A 16948-nucleotide genomic window follows, 5' to 3' on the forward strand; every position below is an offset into this window, starting at 1 on the left:
CGCTCCTACCACAAGCAACGCAATCCTCCCGTAGGAGCGAGCAAAGCTCGCGATGGGCCGCAAAGCGGCCCCGTTCAGTGTCACAACCCCAGGTAAGCCCGGCGTACCCCCTCATCCGCCTTCACCCGCTGCGCCGGCCCCGCCAACAGCGTGCGCCCCAACTCCAGCACATAGGCATCCTCGGCAATGTCCAGCGCCAGGTTGGCATTCTGCTCAACCAACAGCACCCCGCGCTTGTCTTCCCGGGCCAGGGTGGCAATGGTGTTCAGTACCTCCCGGGTGATCAACGGCGCCAGGCCGATCGAAGGCTCATCGAACAGATAGAACCGCGGCCGCGACATGATCCCCCTGCCAATCGCGATCATCTGCTGCTGGCCGCCACTGAAGTTGCGCGCCAGGCGCTGACGCTGGTCCTTGAGCAACGGGAAATAGTGAAACACCTTGTCCAGGTCATCGCGAATCGCCGCCGAGTCCTTGCGCAGGTGGGCACCCACCAGCAGGTTGTCGAGCACCGACATGAACGGGAACAGCCCACGCCCCTCCGGGACATGGCAGATACCACGCTGCACCACCGCCTGCGCCGGCAGGCCCAGCAGCGATTGGCCCTCGAAGCGAATACCTCCGCCCCGAGGCACCAGCAGCCCGGACACCGCCTTGAGCAAGGTCGACTTGCCGGCGCCGTTGGCCCCCACCAGCGCAGTCACCACCCCATCGCGCGCCGTCAGGCTGACCCTGTCAAGGGCCGTTACCCCAGCATGGTCGACGCTCAGATCCGTAATTTCCAGCATCAGGCTGCCTCCTCTCCCAGGTATGCCCGAATGGTTTCGGGGTGCTGGCTGACATGGGCCGGGTCGCCCTCGGTCAGCAGATGGCCGTAGCACAGCACCGTGATGCGGTCGCAGGCCTGCATGATCGCTTTCATGTCGTGCTCGATCAGCAACAGGGTGAAGCCATCGTCGCGCAGGCTGCGCAAAGTCAGCATCAGCTGCGCTTTCTCGCCGGGGTTAAGCCCGGCCAGCGGCTCGTCGAGCAGCAACAGGCGCGGCGCAGTACACATCGCCAGCGCCACCCCCAGTACCTTTTGGGTACCGCCTGGCAGTTCGCAGGCGGGCACATCGGCCACCTCGGCCAGGCCGAAGCGTTCGAGCAGCCCGCCCACCAGAATCAACTGTTCGCGCTCCTCGCGCACGGCTGAAGCCAGGTGCAGCAGGCGCGCCACAGCGCTGCTGCGCACCTGGTTGCGACAGGCGATAAGCAAGTTGTCGCGGGCGCTGAGGCTGGCGAAATTGCTGGTGTTCTGGAAGGTTCGCGCCATGCCCAGGCGGCTGATGCGGTGGGGCTTGCAGGCGCTGATGTCCTGGCCCTGCCAGATCACCCGACCACTGCTTGGGCGCAAGAACCCGGTTACCAGGTTGAAGAATGTGGTCTTGCCCGAGCCGTTGGGGCCGATCAGCCCGTGCAGGCTGCCTTGGGCGACCTCGAAGCTGACGCGGTCCAGCGCCGTGAGCTGGCCGAAGCGGCGGGTAAGTTCATGGACGCGAAGCATTCAAACCTCCTTTGCCCGGCGCAGCCACCACGCAGGAAGTGGCGGTTGCCTGGAGCAGTCGCTGCAGCAGGCCTTCAAGCCCACGGGGGATGAACAGCACCGTCAGGATCAGCAACAGGCCCCAGACCATCGGCACCCACTGCGCCATATCGCGCAGCAGTTCCTCCAGCAGCGTCAGCACCAGCAGGCCAAGCACCGGCCCCCAGAACGTGCGATGCCCGCCAATGATGACCGCAGCGATGATCTTGAACATGTACTGGCTGGTGAAATCGGTGGGTGCGACGATGCCGTTGTAACCGGCGTACAACGTGCCGGCGATGCCGGCGAAGCACGAGCCGATGCAGAACGCCAAGGTTTTCAAGGCCCAGGCATGGGCTCCAATGGCGCTGGCCAGGTTCTCGTTCTCGGCCATGGCGGCGATGGTGCGCCCGGTACGGCCAAGGTTGAAGCGATAGAGCACGGCGCCGCAGCCCAGCACCAGGGCCAGTACCAGCAGGTAGTAGTTCACCGTATTGAAAAAATCGATACCGAACAGCTCGCCCGGGGGCGACAGGAAGGCAATGCCCGAGATCCCGCCAAAGGGCTGCTCGAACTGGATGAAACACTGGCGAATGGCCTCGCCCGCTGCGAAGGTGCTGAGGAAGAAATAGAACTGCCGCGTGCGCATCACCGGGTAGGCGATCAGCAGCGCCACCAGCGCAGCGCCAAGCCCCGACAGCGGCAGCGCCACCCAGAACGACAGGCCCCAGTAGCTCTGCGCCAGCGCCGTGATGTAGGCGCCGACCGCCAGCATCGTGATGTGCGCGAACGACCAGCCGCCCATGGTGGTGACGGTGCGGTAGCTGATCACCAGCAGCACATTGATCAGAAACAGCACGCCGATGCCCACGTAATAGGCGCTGCTGAGAAACGGATAAACCACCGCCGCCGCGACGCCCAGTGCCCCCAGCCACTGGCCGCTGTTACCTGGCAAGCGGATGGCGCCAGCACCGCCCTGGCGCCCCGCGCCCGGCTCCAGTGCCGGCGCTTCGCGGCCCAGCAGCCCGCGAGGGAAGAACGACAGCACCAGCAGCATGATCAGGGTGTCGACGATGATCAGGTACTGCCCAAGCCCCAGGGTGTTGACCACGCTGTCGATCAGCCCGAACAGCAGCGCCGCGACGATGGCCCCCGGCACGCTGCCCAGGCCACCGACGATCACCACGATGAAGGCTTTCCAGATCGCCTCAAGCCCCATGTAGGGCCCGACGTTGATCACGCTGGCCATCAGCACGCCGGCCACCGCAGCCAGGCCCGCCCCCATGGCCATGGTCAGCAGCCGTACACGGCGCAGGTCGATGCCCTGCAGCTGCGCGGCGGTGCGGTCCTGGGACGCCGCACGCAACGAACGCCCGGCTGCGGTACGGTTGAGGAAGTACCACAGGCCGGCCAGCAGCAGCACTGCGCTGGCAATGATCAACAGGCGTTGGTAGGTCAGTACCCCGCCGCCAAGGTGAACCGCGCCCGGCAACAGGGTGGGCAGGCTCTTGGCGACCACGCCGAAGGTCAGCGCAGCCGCGGCCTGAAGCACATAGGACAAGCCCAGCGAGGCGATGAAACCGGCAAAGGCGTCATGCGCGGTAGGGCCGAATATCATCCGTTCCAGCAGGCTGCCCAACAGGCCCACCACTAACGGGCCGACCACCAGCGCCAGTAACAGCACCGCCCAGGCCGGTAGCCCGGCGAACAACGTCAGCGCCAGCCACAGCGTATAGCCACCGAGCATGAAAAATTCGCCGTGGGCGAAGTTCACCGTCTTCATCACCCCGAACACCAGGGCCAAGCCGACGGCGAACACCCCGTAGAACGCGCTGAGGGAGAGGAAGTTGAGCAGCAGTTGAGACAGGTCGATGTCGAACATGAGCACCTCGAAGATCGAGCCATGGAACAGACCCGCGCCAGGCCAGGGCGGCCTGGCGCGAAGTGCTGCGCGGGGTTAGTGGCTGCCAACCGCCTCCCGGTTACGGCTGCGCGGCTTGCTCTGCTTGCCGCTGGTGTCGACGTTCATCACGAAGTAGCCGCTCTGGCGGGTTTCCAGCGAGGCGAACGGCGGCACCAGGATGGTGGTGTCGGGCAGCATCACCAATGCCGGGCCCGGCACGGTCATGCCGTACTCCAGGCGGTCACCGGCGTACACCGGGGTATCGACCGTGCCGTATTCACCGAAATAGGCCTTGCCGGTGCTCAGCAGCACGCGGTCCAACGAAGTGTCGGCCGTGCGCGGCATGACCCCCAGCTGGATCTCCGGCCGGTTGAACGTGGCCATGTTGCGCCACATCACGAACTCGATGGCCGAGGCCCGGTCGCAGGTTTTGTAGCGGGCGAAGTAGGCGTCGTGGAACTGCAGGCTGATGCGCTCGATCACCGCCGGGGTAATACGCCCGCCTTCCAGCACGATCGGAATTTCCAGCTCGGTGGTTTGCAGCGGGTAGCGCGCCGACACGAACAACTCGAAGCGTTGGTCCTGCTTGGCCACGCCCATGCGGGTCAGGAAGGCCTCGCCTTTGTTGGCGATGCTGGCAATCGCCTGGTTCACGCCGTCATAGTCGAAATGCGCGGTATCGCTGTACTTGGTGACGACATCGCTCATGGCGATGGGCGCGTTGTTGGCACCGAATGCACACAGCACCGAGGTTTCACGGGGAATGACGATCTTCTTGATGTCCATTTCCCGGGCCAGGAACGACACTGGAATGGAGGTGGCGCCGCCACCGGTGACCATGGCGAACTCGCGCGGGTCCACGCCACGGCGAATGGTCATGTCGAGGATGCCGCCGATCATGTTTTCGTTCACCACCTGGGTGATGCCGTAGGCGGCCTCTTCCACGCTGATGCCCAATGGGTCGGCGATATAGTCCTTGACCGCCTTGTAGGCCAGGTCGCGGTCGATTTCCATGCGGCCATTGAGGAAGTATTTCGGGCTGATGTAACCCAGCACCACATAGGCATCGGTGACCGTCGGTTCGACGCCGCCACGCATGTAGCAGGCCGGCCCTGGAATGGCCTCGGCGCTGCGCGGGCCGACGGTGATCAGGCCACTGGCAATCGAGGCAATCGAGCCACCACCGGCGCCCAGGGTGGCAATTTCGATGGACGCGACACCGGTGGGGTAATTGAGGATGCGGCCATCCTTGGTGGTGGTGATCTGCCCTTCGAGCACGGTCGACACGTCGAAACTGGTGCCGCCCATGTCCACCGTGATGCAGTTGTCGACTCCTTCGATGCGGCTGAAATAATAGCCCGCCGCCGGGGCCATGGAAGGGCCGGAGAACAACATGAACACCGGTTTCTTGGCCACTTCCGAAATGGGCACCACGCCGCCGTTGGACACCACGATCAGCGTCTCGCCGGTAAACCCGCGTGCTTCCAGTTCACCTTGCAGGTTGCGCAGGTAGCGGCTGACCTTGGGCTGCAGCATGGCGTTGAGCACCACGCAGCTGGTGCGGTGGTATTCCCGGATGATCGGCTGGATATCGCAGCTCAAGCAGTAATCGACGCCAGGCCATTCCTCCTCGATGAGCTCGCCGATGCGCTTCTCATGGGCATCGTTGACGATCGACCACAGGGTGCACACGGCAATGGCCTCGACGCCCCAGGCCTTGAGCTGGCGGATTTCCTCGCGCACCTGCTGTTCGTCCAGCGGCACCAGGACCTGCCCTTCGGCGTTGATCCGTTCACTCACCTCCCTGCACAGATAGGGCCGCAGCAGCGGGGTGTTCGGCGCCATCTTGTAGTCGAACATGGTCTGGCGGCGGCCCTCACCGCGCCACAGGGTGTACTTCGTGCCCCGGGTGCAGATCAGGCCGGTCTTGGCCCCGCTCATTTCCAGGATGGTATTGGTCGCGGTGGTCGAGCCATGGCAGAACACCGAGGTTTGCGCCAGCAGTTGCTCAAGGCTCAGGCCCAGCTCGTCGGCGGCCAGGGTCATGGCGTTGAGAATGCCGATGGAGCGGTCCTGCGGAGTGGTCGGTGACTTGTGCCGGCCAAGCTGGGTGAAGGTTTCGGATTCGGCAATGGTCAGGTCGGTGAAAGTGCCACCTACGTCAACGCTGATACGGAAAGTCATGTTCGCTAACCTCGTGATCTCAGGATGGGCGGGTCATCTGGGCGCGCAGGGCGGCGGTTGCCTGGGTGTCGACGGCGAACAGCTCGGGGCCGGTGTCCAGTACCACGCCATACAGGTCGCGTGCGGCGTCCAGGGTGATGAAACCGTCGCGGGCGTCGTCGCGTACTTTTTCCGGGTCGCGCTCAAGCGCCTCACCAAAGCCGCCGCCGCCACCGGTCTTGGCGTACCAGTGCTGGTCATGCCGGCAGGTGGCCTCGCCCATGTTCTCCAGGTGGGCCTCGATGGCCTGGCTGTCGGCGTTGAGCAGCCAGTGGTCGGCAACGCTGCCGCCCTGCCCGCCGAACAGGCCGAACGCCGGGTGGGTATGCCCGGTGCCGCAGTAGATCAGTTGCATGTCGTGGCCAACCGGTTGCTGGCGGTGCGACATCGACACCCCGCCGCGCCACTTGCCCGCGCCGCCGGAGTTGGGTTCGGCCTTGACCTCCCAGACGATGTGCGGCAGCGACTGCTCATGGATCTCGATCGACTCGTAACCCATGTTGCCCATGATGCAGTGGCCGAACATGTGCGGCAGGCCATCGAAGCCTTCGGTGGCGCCAGCGGCGCTGGCGGCCAGGTAATGCAGGTGGCCATAGGGTTCGTTGTTCTTGCGCGGGTCCACGCCAGTGCCGGTGTGGTTGGCCGCTGGGTGCTCGCCCATGCCCGCCAGGGCGCGGTGCGGCAGCACCTTGGCCCAGGTCTTGAACACCAGGTTGGTGACTTCATCGCTCAGGCCCACGGTGGCCACCTCGGTGCCGACCGGCCACTGGGGAATACCGGCGATGGAGCCAACCCGCTGCTTCACGCGGATGCGCTCAAGTGCCCCGCTGTTGTACGGCAGGTCGGGCGACAGTACCGGCAAGGTGCCCTGGATGGCCGTGCACAGGCAGGTGGCGTAGCTGAGGTTGTAGCTGAAGTCGATCTGGTCCGGCATGCCGGTGTAGTCGAATTCGATGATGCCCTCCTCTGGGTCGATGCTCAGGCTCATCTTCAACTCCAGCGGCTCCTCGATGTAGCCCTTGAAGCATTCAGACAGCAGCGTCTCGGTGACGGTGACCTTCGGCAACCTGGCAATTTCCTCGCGCATGGCCCGCTCGCCGTGGCGCAGGCATTCGCTGAGGCAGCCCTTGAAGGTGTCGTAGCCAAAGCGTTTGCACAGCTCGATCATCCGCGCTTCTGCCACCCACAACGAACTGAGCTGGGCGAGGAAGTCGCCGTGCCATTGTTGGGAATAGCGGAAGTTGTAGGCGATGAAGCGCACCAGGTCGTCGATGGGTTTGTGGTCACGGCACAGGCGTACACCCGGGAAATGGAAGCCTTCTTCGTAGATGTCCTTGGCAAACGGGTCCATGCTGGTGGGTATGTGTGCACCGATGTCGAGCAGGTGGCACTTGGAGCAGGCCCAGGCAACCAGTTTGCCCTCGTAGAAGATGGGCGCGAACATAGTGAAGTCGCCCACATGCGAGTTACCGGCATAGGGGGCGTTGTTGACGAATACGTCGCCTTCCTTGATGTCGTCACCAAAGGCGCGAATCACGAAACGCAGCGGCGGGCTCATGGTGCCGACGTGCACCGGGATGCAGTCGACCATCGACAGGATCGACGCGCCGTGGGTGTCCAGCAGGCAGCAGGTAAAATCCTTGGCCCCGTGCAGGATCGGGTTGCGCGCGGTGGCCAGGATGGTTTCGGTCATTTCGGTCATGATGCCCTCGACACGGGCATGCACCACCGAAAAGGTAACCGGGTCGACCTGCTCTGCGCCCCGGTCCAGAGCACCTGGCAGGCCGGCGATCTCCTCATCGCGAATGGGCGAGGCGTACAGCTCGGGCTTGAACGGCGGAATGAGAATGTCGTCTCTTGTCATCGTCTTTCTCCACGTTTTCCATAAAGTGGCCAGGCGCACGCGCTGCACGTGCGCTGGCGTTCCACGGGCATGCAATCGGTCGGTTCGGTAAAGCGCGCGCCTTCAGGCGTATGTCATGGCGTACTTGTTCAACACCGCCAGGGCTTGCGTGCCATGCCTGGCCCACCAGTCGTGGTCGTCGACCACGCCGGAGAGCGCAAAGCGACGTTGGCGCAGCACGTACTTGGGTGTTGGCGTCAACAGATGGTGATCGGCGCCGTAGATGGCCTTGCCAGACCAGGCCGAGCGCCCATATACCGGGTGGTTCATGCCCTGGATGCCATACAGGGCGTTCATGACGGCCTGCGGCTCGATCGAAGGGCTGTGCAGGAAGGCCTGGTCAAGGCTGGCCATGGCCGAATAGGTGAGCCCGGCAAAGCCGATCCACTCGTCCTGGCCATGGCGCTGTACATAGGTTTGGTACATGGCATGGGCCTTGGCCGAGAACGTCGGCTCTGACGCGTCCACGCCAAAGCCGCAGTACAGGCGCCCTTCCAGCGCGTTCAGGTCCAGGCGCTGGGCGATTTGCGGCAGGTCCCAGGAGTGCGACATCCACACGCCGTCGAACTTCAGCGCCTGGGCCGTTTCCAGCAGGATCGCCTGTTTGCCGGGCGGCAGGTCGGAGAAGAAGATGGCGTCGGGGCGGTGCTTGAGCACCGAGCCCAGCAGCGGAAAGTAATCGGTGGTGTTAGGGTCGAACACTTCGTTGTACACCACCTGCAGGCCACCCCCGCTGACGAAGGGCGCACAACCGGCCTCGGTATAGGCGCGCCCGGAATGGCCGAAGGCGTTATCGGTGAACAGCAACGCGACACGTTTGATCGTAGGGTGGCGCTGCAGCACATGCTCGACCAGCCCGAGGAACGCCGTGGGTGACCCAGTGATACCACCGACCAGGTAGGGGAACCGGGGGCTGATGAAGCCGCCGCCGTAGGAGTTGGTCAGTACCTGATGTTCAGTGGCGAGCCGCGCGATGGCCTTGCGCGATGCTGGCGTGTAAGTTTGGAACATGAACTTGCAGCCATCCTGCAGCACCGCACTGCGAAAGGCCCGAAGCTCTTCGGTGGGGTAGAAACAGACGTTGGTGTAGCCCTTGTAGTGGATGGGGTGGCGCAGGCCGTCGCCACACAGGATACCGCCCTGGCGATTGTGCTCGTCGGCCCAGATCTGCCCCGCCCGCACGATGGGAACCCCCCATTGGGCGCATTCCCCTTCCAGCGGCGTGACCATGCCCATGGTGATTGGCGCCACGTCATCCGCCCGGCTGCGCGCCGGGATGAACGCCGGTGCCAGCGCCCCTATTGCCGCTGCGGCGCCTGCCTTGAGTAGTTTTCGCCTGCTCAGTGCTGCCTGAAACTCTTCGCTCATCCTGGCGCTCCCGGTTCGCTGCACCCTGCTGCCATCGGCCTCGGGGTGAGGTGCGGTTGGCAGATGTTGAAAAGGGGTACAGACCGTTTTTATTGTTTTGGCGTGAGAAGCATCTGACATCTGATCAAAGATCTGTGATCAATCTAGATCACACTTGATATCTGATCAAGAAAAAACATCAGCGGGGGGGATGAGAGAGGTGGGGCTGGTTGGGCTACGAGGGAACAATGCCAGCAGGCGCGCCGCATTACCTGTAGGAGCGAGCACAGCTCGCGATGGGCTGCAAAGCAGCCCCGGCGTTATCAGCCGCGAAGCTGAAACCCTGGGGCCGCTGCGCGCCCCATCGCGAGCTGCGCTCGCTCCTACCGGGGGCGCGCCGCGCGGGCTGTCAGCGCTCCAGCGAAGCGGCCATTTCCAGGCTCATGCCACGGGTTTCCGGCGCCAGCCACACCGACACGACCAGGCCGGCCAGGGACACCAGGGCAGCCACCAGCATGGTGTTGCCAATGCCGATGCTGTGCAGCGAAATGGGCACCAGCCAGGTGCCAGCGGCGGAGCCGATACGCGACATGGACGAGCCCAGGCCCACCGCGAAGGCGCGCACCTCGGTTGGGAACAGTTCGTTGGGGTACACCAGCTCAAGAATCTGCGCACCGCCGATGAACAGCGCGTAGGCACCGAACAGCGTCAGCACCAGCATCTCGGAGCCATCGGAGAACACCCCCAGGCCCAACAGCGCCAGGGTCGACCACAGGAAGCTGTGGATGATCAGCGGGCGCCGGCCGAGCGTGTCGATCAACCGAGTGGCAATGATGCAGCCCACCACGAACAGCAGGGTGATCATCACCGAGCCGTAGGCGGCCCAGTCACCCTTGAGGTTCAAGGCCTGCAACACCACCGGAGCAAAGGAGTACACCGCGAACATCGGCACCACTGCCGAGCTCCAGAACACCGCCACGAACAACATGCGCTTGCCGTAGCCAGAGCGCATCAGGTCGCCCAGCGTGACCTTCTTCTCCACCGCCTGCTCCGGCATGTTGGCCAGGGAGAACGACGGCCCGTACACCCGCTTGATGACGCGCTCGGCCTCGTTGCTGCGGCCCTTGCTCATCAGCCAGCGCGGCGACTCGGGGGTGCCCAGGCGCACCAGGAACAACAGGCCGCCCAGCACCGCGGAGCTGGCCAGTACCATGCGCCAGGCATCGTCGCCGCCCCGCGCCAGGATGAAGTTGCCCACCATGTACGACAGCGCCGCACCGGCAAACCACAGGATCGTCAGCGCCGCTAGGCGCCGCCCGCGGTGCTTTTGCGGCAGGAATTCAGTGAGCAGCGAGCCTGCCACGGGGTATTCGAGCCCAACGCCAATGCCCACCAGGAATCGCAGGACGAACAGTGCCAGGCCCGATTCGACCCAGAAGGAACCCACCGAGCCCACGATGAACAGGATCGGCCCCACGAAGAACAGCTTGCGCCGGCCGATCTTGTCGGTCAGCCAGCCGCCGACGAAGGCGCTGAAGAACGTGCCCAACATGGCCGAAGCGGCGACCATGCCCTGCCAGAACGAGTCCAGCTTCAGGTAATCGGAAAACTGCACGATCACCACGCCGATGATGCTGAGGATATAGCCGTCGAGCAACCAGCCGCCCCCGGCGCGAACGCTCATCAACTGGTGGAAGTTATTGAGCGGTACATCTTCGATAGAAACAGTGTGAGTACTCACTGCCTTATGCCCTCTTTGCCATTAATTATTCTTGTAACCAAAGACGCTGAAACACGGCGGCCCGAACCTGCAACTAACAGGCACGGCATCGCGGCCTGCAAACGTGGCGTTGGCAGCGGTGGGTGGCGTGCGCGTGTTTCAATTCATCGCTATGTGCGCCATGCCGGGATCGGCTCTGGCATGCCCTGCAGACAAATAGCAGACCTATTGTCTACCTTTTGTATACCGGCGTAATGCGCAGAATAGACGATGCGTCGAAGAGGGGTCAACGCCGTCGGAACGGGGCCGAAAGCGAAAGCTGGGGCTCCGCTTGGCCCCGTTCCGATTGCCCCATTGCTGTCAAGTACCACCGACCTGCAGGGCGCATCAAATAGTCAGGTTCGACGGCGCAAACAGGCATCTACATGTCGCGCCGGGTTGACTTGAAGTTTGCCGCCGGGGCGGCGGCAAGTTAATAAAAACAGCAAATAAATAGTATAAAAACGCGCAATGCCCACGTTATTGACTGGTTAGCCAGGTTTCCGTCAGGCGTACCCAGAAAGTGGCACCCAGTGTGAGAATATCGTCATTGAAGTCATACGCTGGGTTATGCACCATGCACCCTCCCCGGCTGCCGAGGCCATTGCCGATATAGGCGTAGCAACCGGGCACCTGTTCCAGCATGTAGGCAAAGTCTTCACTGCCCATCACTGGCCGTGACTGGGGGTCCACACGCGCCTCGCCCAGCAAGCCGTGGGCGACGCGGGTGGCGAATGCGGTCACCTGGGGGTCGTTGACCAGTACCGGGTAACCGCACGCGTAGTCAATATCGGCCTGCAAGCCGAAGCTTTGCGCCTGCCCGGCCACCAGCGCCCGGATGCGTTGCTCCACACGTTGGCGCACGTTGGCATCCAGGGTGCGCACGGAAAGGCGCATTTCCACCTGCTCGGGAATGATGTTGAAGGCCTCGCCGGCGTGCACACTGCCCACCGAAATCACGGCGGCGTCGAGCGGGTCGACATCGCGCCCGACGATCGTCTGCAACGCCAGCATGATGGCCCCGGCCGCAGGCATTGGGTCGCAGGCCCGGTGCGGGAAGGCGCCATGCCCGCCCTCGCCGCGCAGGCGGATGGTCACACTGTCCGACGAGGCCGTCATCGGCCCCACGCAAAAGGCCATGTCCCCGGCGGCGATGCCCGGCATGTTGTGCAAGGCGAACACAGCGTCGCAGGGAAACCGCTCGAACAGGCCGTCGTCGATCATCGCCTTGGCGCCGCCGAAGCCTTCCTCGGCCGGCTGGAAAATCAGGTTCACGGTGCCGTCGAAGGCGCGGGTGCTGGCCAGGTGGCGGGCCGCGCACAGCAACATCGCGGTATGCCCATCGTGCCCGCAGGCATGCATTTTCCCGGGGTTAACGCTGGCGTAGGGCAAGCCGGTGTTCTCGGCCAGCGGCAGCGCGTCCATGTCGGCACGCAGGCCAATGCTGCGCCCGGCGCTGCCCGCTCGCAGCACGCCGACCACGCCGGTGCCGCCCAGGCCCCGGTGAACCTGGTAACCCCAGGCCGTCAGGCACTCGGCCACCAGGTCACTGGTGACGGTTTCTTCGAAGGCAAGCTCGGGGTGTGCGTGGATGCGCTGGCGCAGTGCGATCAGCTCCGGCGCGATGGCGGCAATTTCCGGCAGAACGGGGTCCATGGTGTTTCCTCTTGGGCGGGTACTTGTGCCGCAAAAGCCTATCGCCTAGGGCCACGGCCCATAAGCCAATCAATGGTGTGGGTGTTCACTGCCGATTGCCGCTGGGCAGCCACCTGCGCAGCGCCGATAATCGCGCCCCCCGGCCAAGGCAACGGATCGTCCATGAAATACCACCAGCTCAAAGCGTTCGTCACCATCGTCGAGGAAGGCAGCATCCGCGCGGCGGCGCGACACCTGCACCTGTCGCCGGCCGCGCTGACCAAGGCCATCAAGGAGCTTGAGCACGTACTGGGGGTGTCGCTGATCGTGCGCACCACCCGGGGCGTGCAACTGACCGCCATCGGCCAACAGCTGAACGTGCGCGCCCGGCTGATCGTTGCCGAGATGCAGCGCGCCCGTGAGGATGTCGAGCAGGCGCGCGACGGCGCGGTGGGCTCGTTGGCCGCCGCCATTACCCCAGCCACCGCCCTGACCATCCTGCCGGAAGCCTTCGCCGCCTTTCGCCGGCGCTTCCCCAAGGCGCGGGTGAACATCAGCGAAGGCTTTCCGGGTACGGCGTTACGGCAACTGCACGACGGCACGCTGGATTTCGCCGTGCTGGCGATGGGCAGCGATGCCATTGCCGATGCGTTCGAACACACGCCGTTGTACCAGAGCGAACTGGTGGTGGTTGCCAGGCATGGCCACCCCTTGGCCCAGGCCACCCGGCTGGCCGAGCTGGTAGATGCCGACTGGCTACTGAACCTGGCGCCAGACAGCTCGGCGCAGGTGCTGTTCGACGTATTCCACGCGCAGGGCCTGCCCATTCCTACACGTGTCGTGGAATGCCTGAGCTATGGCGTTTCCCATGGCCTGGTGCAGGGGTCGGACCTGCTCACGGCCATGCCGCGCCAGTTGCTCGACTTCAAATGGCAAAGCTCGGTGTCGGTGCTGGCGCTTGAAGAAACCATCCCGCCCATTTCGATGCAGGTCATCACCCGGCGCAACAGCCCACCGACCCCTGCCGCCAGCATGCTGATCGACTGCCTGCGCGACGCCGCAAGAAGGCGAAAGCTCAGCTGAGCGCCGCGCCGGGTGACGTGTATGGGGGTGGCAAACCAAGGTGAACACCGTGGCTTTTTGTTGGCTCGTTAAGCGGCCACAGGAACCGTAGCCTTGGCCCCAAGCGCCCGAGCGCTCGAACAACAATAATCGGAGAGCCACCCGTATGCGCCCAACATCGAAACACCGCGCCTTCACCACCGTCTTTCTGGTCGAGCTGTGGGAACGCTTCGGCTTCTACGGCATGGCCGCGCTGCTGGTGCTGTTCATGATCGATAAGCTCGGCTTCGACGACAGCCGCGCCAACCTGACCTGGGGCGCCTTCAGTGCCCTGGCGTTTTCCGCGCCGGCCATCGGTGGCTGGATTGGCGACCGGGTACTCGGCGCACGCCGCACCATGGTCGCCGGCGCCGTGGTGCTGTGCTGCGGCTACCTGATGCTGGCACTGGCCAGGCAGGAGCTGCCTTACCTGTTCGCCGCCTTGAGCGTGATCGTGGTGGGCAATGGCCTGTTCAAGGCCAACGCGGCGAGCCTGATACGGCGTATCTATGCAGGCGACGAGGCGCGGATCGACAGCGCCTTCACCACTTATTACCTGGCCATCAACCTCGGCGCGGCCGCCTCGATGCTGGTCACACCCTGGATCAAGGACCAGTGGGGCTGGAACGCGGCATTCGCCGTGTGCTGCGCGGGCATGGCAATGGGCATCCTGAATTTCCTGCTGATGCACCGCACGCTGGCGCATATCGGCACACCGGCCGACCAGGAACCGGTGCACTGGCGGCGTGTCGCCGGTATCGCGGCGGGTGCGGTGGTGCTGAGCCTGTTCACCGCGCTGGTGCTGGAACATACGCTGCTGGCAACCTTCACCATCTGGGCCGCCGGGGCCAGCATCCTGTCGATCTTCGTCTACATGACCCTGACGGCAGCGCCCGCCGAACGTGCTGGGCTGCTTGCGGCGCTGCTACTGACCGTGCAGGTGTTTCTGTTCTTCATTTTCTACCAGCAGCAGTACACCTCGATCACCCTGTTCGCCCTGCGCAATGTCGACCCGCGTTTCAGCGTGTTCGGGTACACGTTGTTCACCTGGAGCGCCGCCCAGTTCCAGGCGCTTAGCGGTATCTGGATCATCGTGCTGGGGCCGTTCCTGGTTCTGTTCTACAACGGCCTGGCCGGCCGTGGCCACGATGCCCCGGTGGCGGTGAAGTTCACCCTGGGGTTTGCCGCGGTGGCGGCCAGCTTCTTCTTGCTGGCGGTCAGTGGCCAGTTCGCGGTGGACGGGCGCGTATCGTCGTGGTTCGTGGTGTGGAGCTATGCGCTGTATGCGCTCGGCGACCTGTTGATCAGCGGCCTGGGCCTGGCGATGATTTCGCGCTATGTGCCGGTGCGCATGAGCGGGTTCATGATGGGTGCCTACTTCGTGGCGGCGGGTGTGGCGCAGTACCTGGGCAGTGCGGTAGCCAACCTTGCGCAGATGCCCCCGGCGGGGATGCAAGCGCCCCTGTCGCTGCCGTTGTACATGCGCCTGTTTAGCGGCTTGGGCTGGGCAGTCGTGGGGGCGATGGCGCTGGCGGTGCTGTTGTTACCGTTGCTGAAAAGGCTGTCGCTGGCGCACGAACATGGCGTGGCCAGCGGTGAAGCAGCCACAGCGGCAGGGCAATCGACCTAATCCTGTGCCCACCCCCCAACCCCCGGTAGGAGCGAGCAAAGCTCGCGATGCGCTGCGCAAGCAGCGCCCTCTGACACACTTAGTAACACGACCTGTGCACAATATTCCCAACTAGCCCCCCCTAAACGCGCCCAGTCCGGGCCAACGCCCCCCAAACCACGGCCTCCCCACGTTGGTACGTTTCTTGTTTGTATACAAATTCAAACAATAAAAGTACACAACCATCAGGAGTTCCGATGGCGTCGATTTCTCGTTCCGGTGTCAGCCCAGTCGATGTTCCTCGCGCAGAAACAGCCAGGCCCGGTGAGCTGCCATTGAGCCCGCGCCTGTACAGTGCCGACCTGGCACCCACACGCGCGGCCAATCGCACCTGGGGGCGCTACAGCCTCTTTGCCCTGTGGACCAACGATGTGCACAACATCGCCAACTACGCCTTCGCCATCGGCCTGTTCGCCTTGGGCCTGAGCGGCGCGCAGATCCTTGCCGCCTTCGCCCTCGGCGCCCTGGTGATCTACGGCCTGATGAACCTTTCTGGCTACATGGGCCAGAAAACCGGCCTGCCCTACCCTGTGTTGTGCCGGATCAGCTTCGGCATCCACGGCGCCCAGGTTCCGGCGCTGGTTCGCGCGGTGATCGCCATTGCCTGGTTCGGCATCCAGACCTACCTCGCCTCGGTGGTACTGCGCGTGCTGCTGACCGCCATCGCCCCCGCGCTACAGGCCTACGACCAGAACGCGATTCTTGGCTTGTCGACCCTGGGCTGGGTCACCTTCCTCGGTATCTGGTGCGTGCAAGTGGCGATTTTTGCCTATGGCATGGAGATGGTGCGCCGCTACGAGTCGCTAGCCGGGCCCGTGATCCTGGTTGCCTTCACCGCCCTGGCAGGCTGGATGTACTGGCGCTGCGGCCTGTCGATTGCCTGGTCCAGCGGCAACCCGCCCACTGGCTCGACAATGTGCCTGAAAGTGCTCGGGGCCGCGGCGCTGTGGGTGTCGCTGTACGGCTCGATGATCCTCAACTTCTGCGACTTCACGCGCAACTGCCCCGACAAGCGCACCATCAACATGGGCAACTTCTGGGGCCTGCCGGTGAACATGCTGGGCTTTGCGCTGATCGCGGTAGTGCTTGCCGGGGCGCAGTTCAGCATCGATGGCAAGCTGGTGCAGAGCCCGACCGAGATCGTCGCGGCCATCCCGAACACGGCAGGCCTGGTACTGGCGTGCCTGGCGTTCCTGATCGTGACCGTGGCGGTGAACATCATGGCCAACTTCGTCGCCCCGGCCTTCGTGCTCACCAACCTGGCGCCGAAGCTGCTGAACTTCCGCCGCGCAGGCTTGCTCAGCGCGGCCATTGCGGTGCTGATCCTGCCTTGGCACCTGTACAACAGCCCGTCGGTGATCGTGTACTTCCTCGGCGGCCTCGGGGCGTTACTCGGGCCGCTGTACGGCATCATCGTCACCGACTACTACCTGGTACGCCGCAGCCGGGTGAACCTGCCGCAGTTGTACAGCGAAAGCCCGGAAGCGGCCTACCACTACCGTGGCGGGGTCAACCTGCGCGCCGTGGCGGCGTTCATTCCGGCGTCGCTGATCGCCATTGTGCTGGCGCTGGTGCCGGCGTTCGACACGCTGTCGCAGTTTTCCTGGTTCTTCGGTGCGGGGCTGGGCGGGTTGATCCACTATGCCCTTGCCGACCGCCGTGCCAGGTATCTTGATGTGTCGGGCGAGGCCATCGCCGTGGACAGTGCGCAGCACTGACACGGTGCGCGGGTGCAGGCCGGCGGCGCGCCGGTGCATGTCTTGAGGTTTGCGGGGGTGCGCAAATCGAGCGCCGCCCGCGCGGCGCTTCGCGAGCTGCGCTCGCTCCTACGTTTGTTTCGGGCC

Annotated in this window: 11 protein-coding genes; 3 read left to right on the top strand and 8 right to left on the bottom strand. The window is 64.2% G+C overall.

Features of this window, described 5'->3' with window-relative positions; all coding sequences use genetic code 11:
- Positions 1–80 precede the first annotated feature (80 nt).
- From F3J45_RS02810 to F3J45_RS02845, 8 genes are all read right to left on the bottom strand, one after another.
- Positions 81–788, bottom strand: a complete 708-nt coding sequence (locus tag F3J45_RS02810; RefSeq protein ID WP_167057022.1) for an ABC transporter ATP-binding protein — start codon at positions 786–788, stop codon at positions 81–83.
- Entirely contained in the window at positions 788–1546 is a 759-nt protein-coding gene (locus F3J45_RS02815) for an ABC transporter ATP-binding protein (RefSeq protein WP_167057025.1), read from the bottom strand. Before F3J45_RS02815 ends, F3J45_RS02810 begins: the two co-directional genes overlap by 1 nt.
- Positions 1530–3446 carry a hypothetical protein gene (locus tag F3J45_RS02820; RefSeq protein WP_167057028.1) on the bottom strand — a complete coding sequence of 639 codons (1917 nt, stop codon included), beginning with the start codon at positions 3444–3446 and terminating at the stop codon, positions 1530–1532. The genes F3J45_RS02815 and F3J45_RS02820 overlap by 17 nt, the downstream gene beginning before the upstream one ends.
- A gap of 75 nt (positions 3447–3521) precedes the next feature.
- The gene (locus F3J45_RS02825) at positions 3522–5651 is read right to left on the bottom strand and encodes a hydantoinase/oxoprolinase family protein (protein WP_167057030.1); all 2130 of its coding nucleotides are present in this window, start codon (positions 5649–5651) and stop codon (positions 3522–3524) included.
- Positions 5652–5670: 19 nt separating this feature from the next.
- On the bottom strand, positions 5671–7554 hold the full coding sequence (locus tag F3J45_RS02830; protein ID WP_167057033.1) for a hydantoinase B/oxoprolinase family protein: 1884 nt from the start codon (positions 7552–7554) through the stop codon (positions 5671–5673).
- Positions 7555–7656: 102 nt separating this feature from the next.
- Complete coding sequence (locus tag F3J45_RS02835; protein WP_167057036.1) at positions 7657–8961, bottom strand: ABC transporter substrate-binding protein; 1305 nt, start codon at positions 8959–8961, stop codon at positions 7657–7659.
- Between the two features lie 388 nt (positions 8962–9349).
- A complete protein-coding gene (locus tag F3J45_RS02840; protein ID WP_167057039.1) occupies positions 9350–10681 on the bottom strand; it encodes an MFS transporter in 1332 nt (443 codons plus the stop codon).
- Positions 10682–11179: 498 nt separating this feature from the next.
- On the bottom strand, positions 11180–12355 hold the full coding sequence (locus tag F3J45_RS02845) for a M20 aminoacylase family protein (RefSeq protein WP_167057042.1): 1176 nt from the start codon (positions 12353–12355) through the stop codon (positions 11180–11182).
- 162 nt (positions 12356–12517) lie between these two features.
- Between F3J45_RS02845 and F3J45_RS02850 the strand changes: the two genes are divergently transcribed.
- From F3J45_RS02850 to F3J45_RS02860, 3 genes are all read left to right on the top strand, one after another.
- Entirely contained in the window at positions 12518–13417 is a 900-nt protein-coding gene (locus F3J45_RS02850) for a LysR substrate-binding domain-containing protein (protein WP_167057045.1), read from the top strand.
- 145 nt (positions 13418–13562) lie between these two features.
- Positions 13563–15065 (top strand): peptide MFS transporter, encoded by a 1503-nt coding sequence (locus F3J45_RS02855; RefSeq protein ID WP_167057048.1) that lies wholly within the window; start codon positions 13563–13565, stop codon positions 15063–15065.
- A gap of 236 nt (positions 15066–15301) precedes the next feature.
- On the top strand, positions 15302–16822 hold the full coding sequence (locus F3J45_RS02860) for an NCS1 family nucleobase:cation symporter-1 (RefSeq protein WP_167057052.1): 1521 nt from the start codon (positions 15302–15304) through the stop codon (positions 16820–16822).
- The last annotated feature ends 126 nt before the right edge of the window (positions 16823–16948 follow it).

It is taken from the genome of Pantoea sp. Ap-967, assembly GCF_011752565.1.
Classification (GTDB): domain Bacteria; phylum Pseudomonadota; class Gammaproteobacteria; order Pseudomonadales; family Pseudomonadaceae; genus Aquipseudomonas.